At 67.3% G+C, this 12,968-nt stretch carries 10 protein-coding genes; 9 read left to right on the plus strand and 1 reads right to left on the minus strand.

Going from position 1 to position 12,968, the window contains the following annotated elements; translation table 11 throughout:
• Together AC1RJ9_RS25035 and AC1RJ9_RS25040 are read left to right on the plus strand one after the other, a co-directional pair.
• On the plus strand, window positions 1-407 hold a 407-nt coding region (locus AC1RJ9_RS25035), incomplete at its 5' end, for an integrase core domain-containing protein (protein ID WP_492841061.1).
• A gap of 236 nt (window positions 408-643) precedes the next feature.
• A complete protein-coding gene (locus tag AC1RJ9_RS25040) occupies window positions 644-3,601 on the plus strand; it encodes a TonB-dependent receptor domain-containing protein (RefSeq protein WP_492841059.1) in 2,958 nt (985 codons plus the stop codon).
• A gap of 363 nt (window positions 3,602-3,964) precedes the next feature.
• Here the strand turns inward: AC1RJ9_RS25040 and AC1RJ9_RS25045 are convergent, their stop codons facing one another.
• A complete protein-coding gene (locus tag AC1RJ9_RS25045; RefSeq protein ID WP_492841057.1) occupies window positions 3,965-5,125 on the minus strand; it encodes an iron-containing alcohol dehydrogenase in 1,161 nt (386 codons plus the stop codon).
• A 268-nt stretch (window positions 5,126-5,393) separates the two neighbouring features.
• Here AC1RJ9_RS25045 and AC1RJ9_RS25050 point away from each other — a divergent pair, with 268 nt between their 5' ends.
• The 7 genes from AC1RJ9_RS25050 to AC1RJ9_RS25080 all read left to right on the plus strand — a co-directional run bounded on the left by AC1RJ9_RS25050 (window position 5,394) and on the right by AC1RJ9_RS25080 (window position 12,947).
• Window positions 5,394-6,122 (plus strand): GntR family transcriptional regulator, encoded by a 729-nt coding sequence (locus tag AC1RJ9_RS25050; RefSeq protein WP_492841055.1) that lies wholly within the window; start codon window positions 5,394-5,396, stop codon window positions 6,120-6,122.
• A gap of 256 nt (window positions 6,123-6,378) precedes the next feature.
• Window positions 6,379-7,362, plus strand: coding sequence for an AraC-like ligand-binding domain-containing protein (locus AC1RJ9_RS25055; protein WP_492841053.1), 984 nt, complete (start codon window positions 6,379-6,381; stop codon window positions 7,360-7,362).
• 48 nt (window positions 7,363-7,410) lie between these two features.
• Window positions 7,411-8,880, plus strand: coding sequence for an NAD-dependent succinate-semialdehyde dehydrogenase (locus tag AC1RJ9_RS25060; protein ID WP_492841051.1), 1,470 nt, complete (start codon window positions 7,411-7,413; stop codon window positions 8,878-8,880).
• Between the two features lie 10 nt (window positions 8,881-8,890).
• Complete coding sequence (kce, locus tag AC1RJ9_RS25065; protein WP_492841049.1) at window positions 8,891-9,826, plus strand: 3,5-dioxohexanoate:acetyl-CoA acetone transferase; 936 nt, start codon at window positions 8,891-8,893, stop codon at window positions 9,824-9,826.
• Between the two features lie 48 nt (window positions 9,827-9,874).
• Window positions 9,875-10,612: an SDR family oxidoreductase gene (locus tag AC1RJ9_RS25070; RefSeq protein ID WP_492841047.1), complete on the plus strand. Its 738-nt coding sequence runs from the start codon at window positions 9,875-9,877 to the stop codon at window positions 10,610-10,612.
• Window positions 10,609-11,472, plus strand: a complete 864-nt coding sequence (locus AC1RJ9_RS25075) for an amidohydrolase family protein (protein WP_492841045.1) — start codon at window positions 10,609-10,611, stop codon at window positions 11,470-11,472. The genes AC1RJ9_RS25070 and AC1RJ9_RS25075 overlap by 4 nt, the downstream gene beginning before the upstream one ends.
• A 125-nt stretch (window positions 11,473-11,597) precedes the next feature.
• On the plus strand, window positions 11,598-12,947 hold the full coding sequence (locus tag AC1RJ9_RS25080; protein WP_492870920.1) for an MFS transporter: 1,350 nt from the start codon (window positions 11,598-11,600) through the stop codon (window positions 12,945-12,947).
• Window positions 12,948-12,968 lie beyond the last annotated feature (21 nt).

Raw genomic sequence — 12,968 nt, forward strand, 5'->3', positions numbered from 1 at the left:
GGCGTCATCAGAGTAGGCTCGATCCCAGCCGCCTGGTGTTCATCGACGAGACCTGGGCCAAGACCAACATGACCCGCCGCTACCTCGGCCCACATATCTTCGACCGCGTTTGCATCCAGCACGGGATCGAGCACCGCCTCACCAAGCCCTACCACCCTTGGACCAATGGCCAGGCCGAGCGGATGAACCGCACCATCAAGGACGCCACGGTCAAGGTCTTCCACTACGACGACCTGGAAAGCCTCAAGGCCCATGTCCAGGCCTTCGTCACCGCCTACAACTTCGCAAAGCATCTCAAGGCTCTGCGATGGCGCACGCCCTACCAAGCCATCTGCGACGCCTGGACGAAAGACCCGTCAATCTTCAAGATCAACCCGCACCACCTCATTCCGGGACTACACATCTAGCCACGGGCCACGGCCATGTCCGGCCTAGGAGTGGAGTCCTCCGCGCGACGCGGGCTCGTGTTGCATAGTAAGCGATCGATATGGATTGACGTGTTCGGCACGAATACTTGTCCTGGTACGGCATACGGCCGCGGGGGAGAGCCGAGCGGGAAAAACGTCGTGCCGCTGGAAGCAAGTGCAGTAGGGTCGTCTCGCCTAACCCTTCCGTCAGATAAACATAAAAGGAGGGGACGTTGGTGAAGATCGCTAGTTTTGTCTCGACGTCGTTGATCGCGCTTGCGGCGGCGACGACAGCCTCGGCTCAGGCCGCGCCCGCCGCGTCAGCGGCTTCAGAGCAAGCCGAATCCGTCGCGGTTCAAGAGGTTATCGTCACCGGCTCCCGGGTGCGCACGACCTATAATTCGCCCACGCCGGTCAATGTCGTCGGCGCCGAACGCATGCAGCAGTTGGCCATTCCCGATGTGGCCACCGCGCTCAACCAGATCCCGTCGTTCCGCGCCACCACCTCGGCCTCGACGATCCTCTTTCGGGTCAACGGCGCGATCGGCGGCAATACGCCGGACTTGCGGGGTCTTGGCACCAGCCGCACCCTGGTGCTGGTCGATGGCCGGCGCTTCGTCCCCAGCGTCGACTCCGGCGGCGTCGACCTCAACGGCGTGCCCAACGCCCTGGTCAAGCGCAGCGAGGTCGTCACCGGCGGCGCCTCGGCCGCCTATGGCGCGGACGCGGTGGCCGGGGTGGTCAACCTGATCCTCGACACCAAGTTCAACGGCCTGAAGATCGACGCCAGCGCCGGCGTCAGCGATCGCGGCGACGGCAAGAACTACTTCCTGTCGGTGGCGGGCGGACGCGGCTTCGCCGGTGATCGTGGCCATGTCATCGCCGGGTTCGAGTACCGGGACGACAAGGGTGTCGGCAACTGCTTCCAGCGCGAGTGGTGCGCCAAGCTGACCAACTTCGTCCCCAACCCGGGCTATATCGGCGGGGTCAGCACCAATGGCCTGCCGGCCACACTGGTGCTCGACAATGTCAACTTCGTCTACACCGCGAGCGGCGTCCTGCTCAGCGCCGTCCAGACGGTGGGCGGGGTCAAGACGACCCTGGGCCAGCAGGTCAATAACACCGGCGCGACGGCTCTGCCCGCCGCCTTGCGCGGCCTGCAGTTCAATGCCGCCGGCAACGCCCTCGTGCCCTTCCAGTTCGGCAACTATCTGAGCGGCACGTTCATGCAAGGCGGCGACGCGGCCGCCAGCAACAACTGGGGCTGGGGCAATCCGCCGCTGGTCACGCCGACCTCGCACGGTTCGGGAATCATCCATGTCGACTATGACCTGACGCCCAGGACCCAGGCCTTCGGCGAGTTCATCTACAGCCGCACGCAGGGCGGACCGGTGCGCACCTCGGTGCTGCTGCAGGCCCCGGCCGGCGGTTCGGCCGGCATCGACATCAACAATCCCTTCATCACCCCGGCGGTGAGGGCGCAGATCCTGGCGGCCAATCCGAACATCACGGCCATCAACGTCAATGTGGCCGTGGCCCAGGGCGGCGACACCGTGGTGGCCTCCAGCACCAACAATATCTACCGTTTCGTCACCGGTCTGAAGGGCGACCTGTTCAAGGACTGGCGCTGGGACGCCTCATACGAATACGGCCAGACCGACAGCCGCACGGACGTGAAGAACACCCGCCTGGCGTCGTTCGACACTCAGGCGACCAACGCGATCACCCCGCCGGCGGGCTATGCGGGCACGATCTACACCACGCCCGCCGGCGCCCCGGTGATCTGCGCCTCGTCCGTGGCCAATCCCAGCGACGGCTGCTTGCCGGTCGATCTGTTTGGCCAGAACATCACTCCGGCGGTGCTGAACAAGTACTTCAAGGACGAGTTCCAGACCCGCACCATCAAGCAGCACGACCTGATGGTGAATTTCCGGGGCACGCTGTTCGAACTGCCCGCCGGGGCGGTCCAGGCCGCGTTCGGGGGCGAGTATCGCCACGACAGCGTCTCGGGGGACGTAGACGCCCTGACCAAGGCGGGGCTGTTCGCCGCGCCGCAGGTGACGGCCTTGCCGCAGGTCACGCAGAAGGTGACGGAAGGCTATGCGGAGGCGAACATCCCATTGCTGGCCGATCTGCCGCTGGCCAAGTCGTTGTCGGTCGATCTGACCGGCCGCTACACCCACTACAGCGGCTTCGGCAACGCCAAGCCCTGGAAGGTCGGCGTCGAGTATCAGCCCAACGACCAGATCCTGGTCCGCGTCACCCGCTCGTCCGACATCCGCGCGCCGACGGCGGCGGAGTCGAACCCCAACACGGTCCAGACCTTCTTGCCCCTGAACGATCCCTTCAGCGGCTCCAACCATCTGGTCGGCGCCCTGGCCGGCGGCAATCCGAACCTGGAGTTGGAGTCGGCCAAGACCAACACCGCCGGGATCGTGCTGAAGCCCAACTTCCTTCCCGGCTTCCACGCCTCGGTCGACTGGTATGACATCACCGTCAAGAACGCGATCGACTCGGTGTCGGCGCCGAACATCCTGTCAGCCTGCGCCACCAAGAATCTGCTGTGCAACCTGATCACCTTCAGCGGCGCGGCCAAGGCCAGCGCGGTCACGACGGTGCTGTCCAACTTCCAGAACGTCGCTCAGGTCCACGCCGAGGGCTACGAGTTCCAGTCCGACTACACCATCCCCGACGTCTGGGACGGCGCCGTCAGCCTTCAGCTCAACGCCAACTACGTGAAGGACCTCAAGTCGATCGGGGGCACCGGTCTGATCACCCGCATGAACGGGGTGACCGGCAACGCCGGTTCGCTGGCTGGCATCGCGGGCGTGCCGAAGTACAAGATCGACGGCTTGGTGGCCTACACCCGACCGGCCTGGATGGTCGCGGCGCACCTGCGCTACATCCCCAAGAGCATCCTGGACCCGACCAAGATCGGTCCCGACCAGGCTGGCTACAACATCAACCTGCCGACCAGCGTCAGCATCAACACGGTCAGCGCCCGGTTCTACATGGACCTGTCCGCGTCGGCCCAACTGCCGTCGCTGTTTGGCTCAAGCAAGACCGAGCTCTACGGCGGGATCACCAACGTGTTCGACAAGGACCAACCGCCGGAGCTGCGCCTGTTCGGCAATCCGCTGCAGTACGACACGGTCGGCCGCGCCTTCCGGCTGGGCGTCCGGGCCGCCTGGTAGCGCTCGTCCGTACAGAAGACGGCGTCGTTCGTTTCCTCCCCGGACGGCGCCGAGCTTCTCTTTCATCCCGATGCGTGGTCCGGCCTGGCCGGGGCCCCACGCGTCGGGATTTTTTTATGCGCGCCGCCACGTCGCCGGCGTTGGGCCGGCTCTTCAGCCAGCCTCGCCGCTCGCAAGATCTCTCATGCCCGGCATGAAGGGGCGCCGAGGTCTTTCGTTGAGGCCGTCATCGCGGCTCGGATTTTCCATGGCTTGACGAGCATGCGGCGTGGCCTGCCTCCGCATCGATCACTGAACGAAAACATGGCGATGGTCAGCGACCACGCCATGTGCTTCGTGCTCGCGGCTTTTCGGGGGCTCGGCCTACCAGGCCGCCTCGTAGATCGCGCGCGCGTCGGCTTCGGTCAGCGTCCGCGGATTGCGATCCAGCAGGCGCGTGACCTTCATCGCCGCCGTCGCCATGCGCGGGATCGCGTCCTGGGCGATGCCGAAGTCCGACAGGCGGCGCTTGATTCCGCAGGCCTTGGCCAGGGCTATGACCCGCTCCACGCCGGCCAGGGCGTCGGCGGCATGGTCGCCGGTGCAGTCCGCGCCCAGCGCCCGCGCGATCGCGGCGTAGCGCTCCGGCTTCGTCTCGATGTTGAAGCGCAGCACGTGGGGCAGCAGCAGGGCGTTGGCCACGCCGTGGGCGATGTGGAATTCGCCGCCCAGCGGATAGGCCAGGGCGTGCACGGCCGCGGTGTTGACTGGACCCAGGCATAGCCCGCCGTAGTAGCTGGCGATCATCATCGCCAGACGGGCGTCCAGGTCGTCGCCATGCGCGCAAGCGCGTTCGATGTTCTCGGCGATCAGCCGGATGCCGCCCAGAGCATAGACGTCGATCAGCGGATGGGCGAAGCGGTTGGCATAGGCCTCGATGCAGTGTGTCAGCGCGTCCAGGCCGGTCGCGGCCGTCACCGAAGGCGGCATGGTCGCGGTCAGGGCTGGATCCAGATAGGCCGCATCGGGCACCAGGTAGGGGCTGACGACGCCTTTCTTCAGGTCTTCGTCCTCGTCGCCGAGAATGGCGATCGGCGTCACCTCGCTGCCGGTGCCGGCCGTGGTCGGGACGCAGGCCAGCCACAGGGAGCGGCGAGCGACGAGATCCGTCCCAAGGACGTCCATGACGCCTTGGCGGCCGTCGAACAACGCCGCGACCAGCTTGGCGACGTCCATGGCGCTGCCGCCGCCCAGGCCCACGACCGCATCGGCCTGGCAGGCGCGCGCGACCGACAAGGCGGTCTCGAATTCCTTCAGGGTCGGCTCGCCGAGCAGGTCATGCCACAGGGTCGCCTGGACGCCGGCGGCCTCGAGCGCCTCGACCAGCGGCCGGCACAGGAACAGCGTCGGCTGCGTCGTGACGATGAACACCGATCGCGACCGTCGGACGATGAGGTCGTCGGCGCAGCGCGCCAAGGCGCCCGGCCCGAACGTGAGCGCGCCCACGTTCACCATGCTGATCAGCCTTTGTCCGCCCGCGTCCATTCCGCTCGCTTTCCTTGAGTCGTCTGTGGCCATGACTAGGACCGGGGAGGGGGAGGGACTTGCTCAGGGAGGCAGGGCGACTTGCACCATGCTCGGCGGGTCGGAACCAAGCGCCGGGAAAGTAATCGCGCCGCTGGAGGCAAGGCCCTCGCGCGTCGGTCGGTTAGGCTGGACGCCTGTTCTCTCGCGAGGACGTTGCAGGCATGATACTGCGAGCAAGAGGCTGATCGTCGCCATCGGAGCGCGGCGATCCAACGAGGAGGCCCGTGTGGCTCGCCGATCCACCGTCCCGCAAGGTCACGGCAGCGAAGCGCCCGAGGGCGATCTCTCCGATCCCGTCGGCGCGGATCGCCGCATCAAGCGCTCGCAGGGCTTCGTCGAAGAGGTCTTCGAGGTGATCCGGGCCGACATCATGTCGCTGGCCATCCCGCCCGACACGCGGATCTCGATCGACCACCTGGCGCGGAAGCTAGGGGTGTCGCAGACGCCGATCCGCGAAGCGCTGAGCATGCTCGAAGCGATCGGCTTGGTGACCAAACGCCACTTCGTCGGCTATTGCAGCGCGCCGCAGCTCAATCGCCGGCAGCTCGACCAGCTCTACGAGGCCCGCCTGCTGATCGAGCCCTTCGCCGCGCGCCATGCAGCCGAGCGGATGGACGACGTGGCCATGGCCGAGCTGGTGGCCCTGGCCCAGGCCATGACACCGGGCGAGTCGCGTCATTCCTACGACAAGTTCGCCGACCAGGATTCGGACCTGCACGACCTGATCGCCGCGGGCAGCGGCAATCCGATCATTCGCGAGACGCTGGCGCGCCTGCACTCGCACCTGCACATCTTCCGCCTACGCTTCCACAGCGAGGTGGCGACCGAGGCGGTCAACGAGCACGCGGCGCTGATCGAGGCCCTGACCTCGCGTAACGCCGATGCGGCCGAGGCCGCCATGCGCGAGCATATCCAGCGCTCCTACGCGCGCGTGGTCCCCTTCGCCGACGCGTAGGTTCGACCAAGCCTGAGCACCGTCTTCCGGAGAAACGCGCGGCGCGGCCATCCCGCCCGGCGAGAGGCGCTGAGTGTCTTGCTGTCCCCCGATTGCGCTTTGCCGCTCGGGCGCGACAAGCCCTGAGCCACAGGATCGCCATTCAAACAAAATCGAACAGCGAGATCCGAAACCGAGATTTTTCGCTTTTCATATTTCCTATATGATATAGGAAATGACTCAAGGAGGGCACACTCCTGGTCTTGGGGAGGCGCGCATGAACGTCTTCAGCACGAATGATCTGACAGGCCGATCCGGCTGGACGGGGCTATTCGCCAGCCACATCGAAGCCATGGATTTCAAACTGCCGAAGCCTGAAGCCTTCGTGGCCGAGCTTGCGGGCGCGGATCTGGGGCCGCTGTACATCGCGCGTCTGGCCTGCGGAAAAGCTACGGTCGAGCGCGGCGACGCCCAGCTCGCCCACAAGGGCGCGCCCAGCTACCTCCTGATGCTGCAGGTCCGGGGCGAGGCCGAGGTCAGCCACTATGGCAACACGGTCAACCTGACCGAAGGTGATTTCGTGCTGTGCGACAGCGGTGCGCCACTGAAGATCCGCATGTCCGACGAGATCGAGATCCTGTTCCTCAAGGTCGGCGCCGCGACGCTGAGGGAGCACCTGCCGTCGCCGGAGGGCTTCTGCGGCCGGGCGCTGCGGGCCGACGAGGGTTTGACGGCCGCCGCCGCCGCCATGGCGCTGAACCTGTTCGGCCGACTCGAGGCGGACCTGTCGCCGCACTACCAGGACCGTGTCGCCCGGCACCTGCTGGACATCGTCGCCACCGCTTATGCCCTGGCCCTCGACACCTCCAGCGCCCGGTCGTCGATCGTCACCGGCCGTTGCGCCAGCGTGAAGCTGTTCATCGAGCAGCACCTGCGCGACCCGGAGCTGACGCCCTGCTCGATCGCCACCCGGATGAAGCTGTCGTCGCGCTATCTGCGGATGATCTTCGCCAGCGAGAACGAGACGGTGTCGGCCTACATTCTGCGCCGTCGCCTGGAGCAGTGCGCGCGGCAGATCGCCGATCCGGCCTGGCGCGGCCACTCGATGACCGAGATCGCGTTCGGTTGGGGCTTCAACAGCGCTCCACATTTTACCCGCACCTTCCGGGACCGTTTCGGCCTGCCGCCGCGCGAATACCGGCGGCTCAAGCTGGGCGAAGGCGCCAGCGCCTTCCGGCCCGGCCTGCCCGCCGCGGCCTGAGCACGAACACATCGCCGGAGTTCGGCGCACCAACCCATGGGGATAGCCTTGACGATCACGGACGCCCGACGGGCGACTCTCGCCCGCCCGGACCTGCTGCGCGCGCAGGCTCACTATGCTGGCAAATGGGCCGATGCAGCATCCGGCGAGACCATCGCCGTGGTCGATCCGTTCTCCGGCGAGACCCTGGCCGACGTCGCCTCGATCGGCGAAGACGAGATCCATGTCGCCATCGCGGCGGCGGAGTCGGCCTTTCCGAAGTGGTCGCGCACGCTGTCGCGCGAGCGCGGCGCGTTGCTGCGCCGCTGGCTGGCGCTGATCGAACGCGACAAGGAAGACCTGGCCCGGCTGATCACGCTGGAGAACGGCAAGACGCTGAAGGAAGCGCGCGGCGAGGTCGCTTATGGAGCAGCCTTCGTTGAGGTCTACGCCGAGGCAGCGGGGAGCATCCTGGGCGAGATCCTTCCGCCCAACATGCCGGGCCGCAGCCTGATGGTCGAGCGCGAGCCGATCGGGGTCTGCGCGGCGATCACGCCGTGGAACTTCCCGATGGCCATGCTGACGCGCAAAATCGCGCCGGCTCTCGCGGTGGGCTGCACGATCGTCTGCAAGCCGGCCAGCGAAACGCCGCTGACAGCCCTGGCCCTGGCGGCCCTGGCGGAGGAAGCCGGCATCCCGCCGGGCGTGCTCAGCGTCGTGGTCAGCGCCCCAGCCTTGTTCGGCGACATCGTCACCGCCTCCAGCACCGTGCGCAAGATCACCTTCACCGGCTCGACCGCTGTCGGGGCGCGCCTGATGGCGGCCTCGGCTCCGACAATCAAGCGTCTGTCGCTGGAGTTGGGCGGCAATGCGCCGCTGCTCGTATTCGACGACGCCGACCTGGACGTCGCGGTCGAGACGGCGATGGTCGCCAAGTTCCGCAATGGCGGTCAAAGCTGCATCGCCGCCAATCGGATCTACGTCCAGCGCGGGATCTACGAAGCGTTCCTGTCGGCCTTCCAGGTGCGGATCGCCGCGCTCAAGGTGGGCGACGGCCTGGATGCGGAGACCGACATCGGACCGTTGATCAGCGCCCGCGCCGTCGAGAAGGTCGAACGCCATCTCGACGAGGCCCTGGCCGGCGGCGCGCGCCTGCTGACCGGCGGCAAGAGCGACGGCGGCCTGCTGTCGCCCGCGACCCTGCTGGGCGACGTGGCCCCCGACGCCTTGCTGACGCGCGAGGAGACCTTTGGCCCCTTGGCCGGGGTGATCCCGTTCGAGACCTACGAGCAGGGCGTCGCGCTCGCCAACGACACGCCGTTCGGCCTGGCCGCCTATGTCTGTTCGACCAACCGCCAGACGATCGCACGAGCCGGCCGGGACCTGGAGACGGGGATGGTCGGGGTCAATACCGGCTTGATCTCGACGGCCGCCGCGCCGTTCGGCGGCGTCAAGCAGTCGGGCATCGGCCGCGAAGGCTCCCACCACGGCCTGGCCGAATATCTGAACTACAAATACCTGTGTCACGCCGGCCTGTAGGGATCGTCAGATGCGTCATTCCAAGAAGATCATCATCACCTGCGCGCCGACCGGCTCGATCCATACGCCGTCGATGTCGCCGCATTTGCCGATCACGCCCGACCAGATCGCCGAGGCCGCGATCGAGGCCGCCGCGGCCGGCGCCTCGATCCTGCATCTGCACGCGCGCGATCCGATCGACGGGCGGCCCAGCCCCTCGGCCGAACACTTCGGCGCCTTCCTGCCGCGCATCAAGCAGGCCACCGACGCGGTGATCAACATCTCGACCGGCGGCAGCTCGACCATGTCGCTGGACGCCCGACTAGAGGCGGCCTTCGCCTTCAAGCCGGAGGTCTGCTCGCTGAACATGGGTCCGCTGATCTTCGACTTCAGCGGCGCGGGGGCGCGGGTCGAAACTTGGCAGCATGAGTGGGAGCGCGAGTACGTCGAAACCTCGCGCGGCCGGATCATGTACAACGACAACGTCTATATCGAGCGCATCATGCGCGAGATCGGTCAGGGTCTCGGCACGCGCTTCGAGTTCGAGTGCTACGACATCGGCCACCTCTACACCCTGGCCCATTTCGCCGAGCGCGGGCTGATCAAGCCGCCGTTCCTGATCCAAGGGGTGTTCGGGATCCTGGGCGGCATCGGCGCGGATCCGCGCAACCTGGCCCACATGGTGACGATCGCTGACAGTCTGTTCGGCGACGATTACGTCTTCTCGGCCTTCGCGGCGGGACGACACCAGCTGCCGTTCTGCACTCAGAGCGCGCTGCTCGGCGGCAATGTCCGGGTCGGGCTGGAAGACAGCCTCTATATCGGGCGCGGCGAACTGGCCAAGTCCAACGCCGACCAGGTGACCAAGATCCGGGGGATCATCGAGGCCCTGGGCCTGGATATCGCCACGCCCGACGAAGCCCGGCAGATGCTCGATCTGAAGGGCGCCGACGCGGTCGGCTTCTGAGCCCATCCAAGCTGACAACGATAAAAGCGACAAAGGGAAGAAAAGATCATGAGCGACAAGGGAGTCTTCCTGGTCACGGGCGGCAGCCGAGGGATCGGCGAGGCGATCGCCCGCTCGGCGGCGGCGCAAGGCTATCGCGTGCTGCTGACCTATGCCGGCCGGGCCGATCGCGCCCAGGCCGTGGTCGACGCCATCCGCGCGGCAGGCGGCGAGGCCGAGGCGGTCCAGGCCGACACGGGCGTCCCGGCGGATGTCGCGCGCATGTTCGCGGCCGCCGACAAGCTCGGCCGGCTCTCGGCCCTGGTCTATAATGGCGGCATCACCGGCGGCGTGGGCCGGCTGGCCGACCAGTCGGACGCGACCCTGGCCGAGGTCATCGCCGTCAACCTGACCGGCGCGCTGATCGCCAGCCGCGAAGCGGTCAAGCGTATGTCGACGCGGCTGGGCGGGCAGGGCGGCTCGATCGTGCTGTTGTCCTCGAGGGCCGCGAGCCTGGGCTCGCCGAACCAGCACCTATGGTACGCGGCCTCGAAGGGTGGGGTCGACAGCCTGAACATCGGCCTCTCCAAGGAGGTCGCGGCCGAGGGAATCCGGGTCAACTGCGTCTCGCCCGGCCCGATCGCCACCGAGATCCACGCCCCGGGCCGACTGGAGGCGATCCGTGACTCCCTACCGATGAAGCGCGAAGGTACGGCCGAGGAAGTCGCCGCGACCGTGATGTTCCTGGTGTCCGACGCGGCCTCCTACGTCGCCGGCGCCAATATCGAGGTCGCCGGGGCAAGGTGACAGGCGGGGGCTCGGACATCCAAGGCAAGGCCAACGCGCCCATCGTCGACTGCCACGCGCATGTCTTCACGCAAGACCTGCCGCTGGTTGGCGACGCCTGGACCGCGCCGGCCTACGACTACACGCCCCAGGACTATCTGGCCGACCTGGACCGCCACGGCATCCATTTCGGCGTGCTGTCTGGCCTTAGCATTTCCGGGACCTACAACGAATACACCATCGCGGCGGCGCGGCTGAGCCCGCGCCTGCGCGCGACGGCCATCGTCGCGCCGGACACTGATCCCCACACGCTGCGCAGGATGCGCGACGATGGGGTGGTCGGCATCCGCTTCCAGCTGGTGCGCCGCGCGGTCCTGCCCGACTTCGCCGACGAGGCGCATCGGCTGCTGCTGCGGCGCGTGCGCGATCTGGACTGGCACGTCCACGTGGCGCTGGAGGGCGAGCGGCTGCAGGCCGTCCTTCCGGCGCTGGAGGCCTCGGGCGTCAAGCTGGTGCTCGACCATTTCGCCCATCCCGATCCGGCCAGGGGCCCGGCCTGCGAAGGCTTCCAGGCGGCGCTGGCCGCGGTGCAGCGGGGTCGGACCTGGATCAAGCTGGCGGCCGGTTTCCGGTTGGCCGGACCGGAGACCTGGCGCGAGCCGGACATCACCCGCTCCGAAGCGATCGCCGAGACGGTCGCCGCCCAGTTGCTGGCCAAGGCCGGGCCAGAGCGCCTGCTCTGGGGCAGCGATGCGCCGTTCGTCGGCTACGAGGGCCGAATGACCTACGAGCGGGCCTTGGCCCACCTGGATCGCTGGGCGCCGCAACCTGGCGTTCGCCGGGCGCTCTCGGACACGGCGCTGCGGTTCTACTTCGCCTGAGCCGGCGGTCGATCTCGCGGGCAACTTTCGGCGCCCGCCGGGACAAGTCGTCGGGCAGGCGCGGGCTAGGCTGAACAATCAAGAGACGCGGGTCCGCCCGCGCGAGAACAGAGGATGGAACGTCAATGATGGGTTGGTACCGCGAGGCGGACGCCAAGACCCGCCGGGTCTTCTGGACGTGCGGCGCCGGCTGGGCGATGGACAGCGCCGACGGGCTGGTCTTCCAGTACTTGATCCCCGTCCTGATCGCCGCGTTCGGCATGACGCTGACGCAAGCGAGTTACATCGCCAGCGCCAACTACATCGCCGCGGCGATCGGCGGTTGGCTGGGCGGCTGGCTCAGTGACCGGTTCGGGCGCGCGCGGATCCTGCAGCTGACCATCCTGTGGTTCTCGGTCTTCTCGTTCGTGTCGGGTTTCGCCCAGAACTACGAGCAGCTGTTCGCCGCGCGGGTGTTGCAGGGCATCGGCTTCGGCGCCGAATGGGCGGTCGGCGCGGTCCTGCTGGGCGAGATGATCGCGCCCAAGCATCGCGGCAAGGCGCTGGGCGTCGTGCACAGCGGCGCGGCGATCGGCTCCGGGATCGCGGCTCTGCTGGCCGGTCCGGTCGCGGCCCTGTTCCCGGCCGACATCGGCTGGCGCGTGGTGTTCTTCATCGGCCTGCTGCCGGCGGTGCTGGTGTTCTTCGTGCGCCGGGGTTCGGACGATCCCGAGATCTACAAGGCCGCCGTCCAGCGCGCGGCCGAGACCGGCGAACGACCCAGGATCGCCGACATCTTCGGCAGGCGCATGCTGCGCATCACCATGCTGGCCTCGCTGCTCTCGCTCGGCGCCCAGGGCGCGGCGTTCGCGATCAGCAACTACCTGACCACATTCCTGCATGTGGAGCGCGGCATGTCCGTCTCCATGGCCGGCAGTAGCGTGATGCTCAACAGCCTGGGTGGCTTTTTCGGTTTCCTGGTCAACGCCTACATCTCCGACACGGTCGGGCGGCGCGGCGCGTTCCGACTGTTCGGTGCGGGCTTCATCCTCAGCGCGGCGATCTATCTGTTCGCGCCGCTGGGCGACAACGCCGCGTTCCTGATCCCGGCGGGCATCGTTTACGGCTTCTTCCAGTTCGGCATCTACGCCTCGTTCGGCCCCTATTTCACCGAGCTGTTTCCGACCGAACTGCGAGCGACTGGCCAGGCCTTCGCCTACAATCTGGGGCGCGGCGGGGCGGCGCTGTTCATCACCGGCGTGGCCCTGGTGGCCAAGACCTTGCCGCTGAGCGTGGCGATGGCGACCCTGGCGATTATCGCCATGGGCTGCTCGATCATCGCCACCCTGCTGCTGCCCGAGACGGCCGGTCGCGAACTGCACAGTCTGAGCGACCTTGACGCGGAGGAGGCGACGAACTCGCCCGCCGGCCAGGAAGGCAAGCTTCGGCGCCAGATCGAGCAAGACGCCGCCAGCGCGGCCAATACGGTGGGCTGAGCCCTTTTCGAGGACCTTCTA

Source organism: Caulobacter sp. GW822-FHT07D08 (genome assembly GCF_058798735.1).

Bases quoted from the DNA above. Each gene is read 5' to 3' on its own strand.
- AC1RJ9_RS25070 (WP_492841047.1), top strand. From the start codon at position 9,875: ATGAGCGACAAGGGAGTCTTCCTGGTCACGGGCGGCAGCCGAGGGATC.
- AC1RJ9_RS25055 (WP_492841053.1), top strand. From the start codon at position 6,379: ATGAACGTCTTCAGCACGAATGATCTGACAGGCCGATCCGGCTGGACG.
- AC1RJ9_RS25045 (WP_492841057.1), bottom strand. From the start codon at position 5,125: ATGGACGCGGGCGGACAAAGGCTGATCAGCATGGTGAACGTGGGCGCG.
- kce (WP_492841049.1), top strand. From the start codon at position 8,891: ATGCGTCATTCCAAGAAGATCATCATCACCTGCGCGCCGACCGGCTCG.
- AC1RJ9_RS25080 (WP_492870920.1), top strand. From the start codon at position 11,598: ATGATGGGTTGGTACCGCGAGGCGGACGCCAAGACCCGCCGGGTCTTC.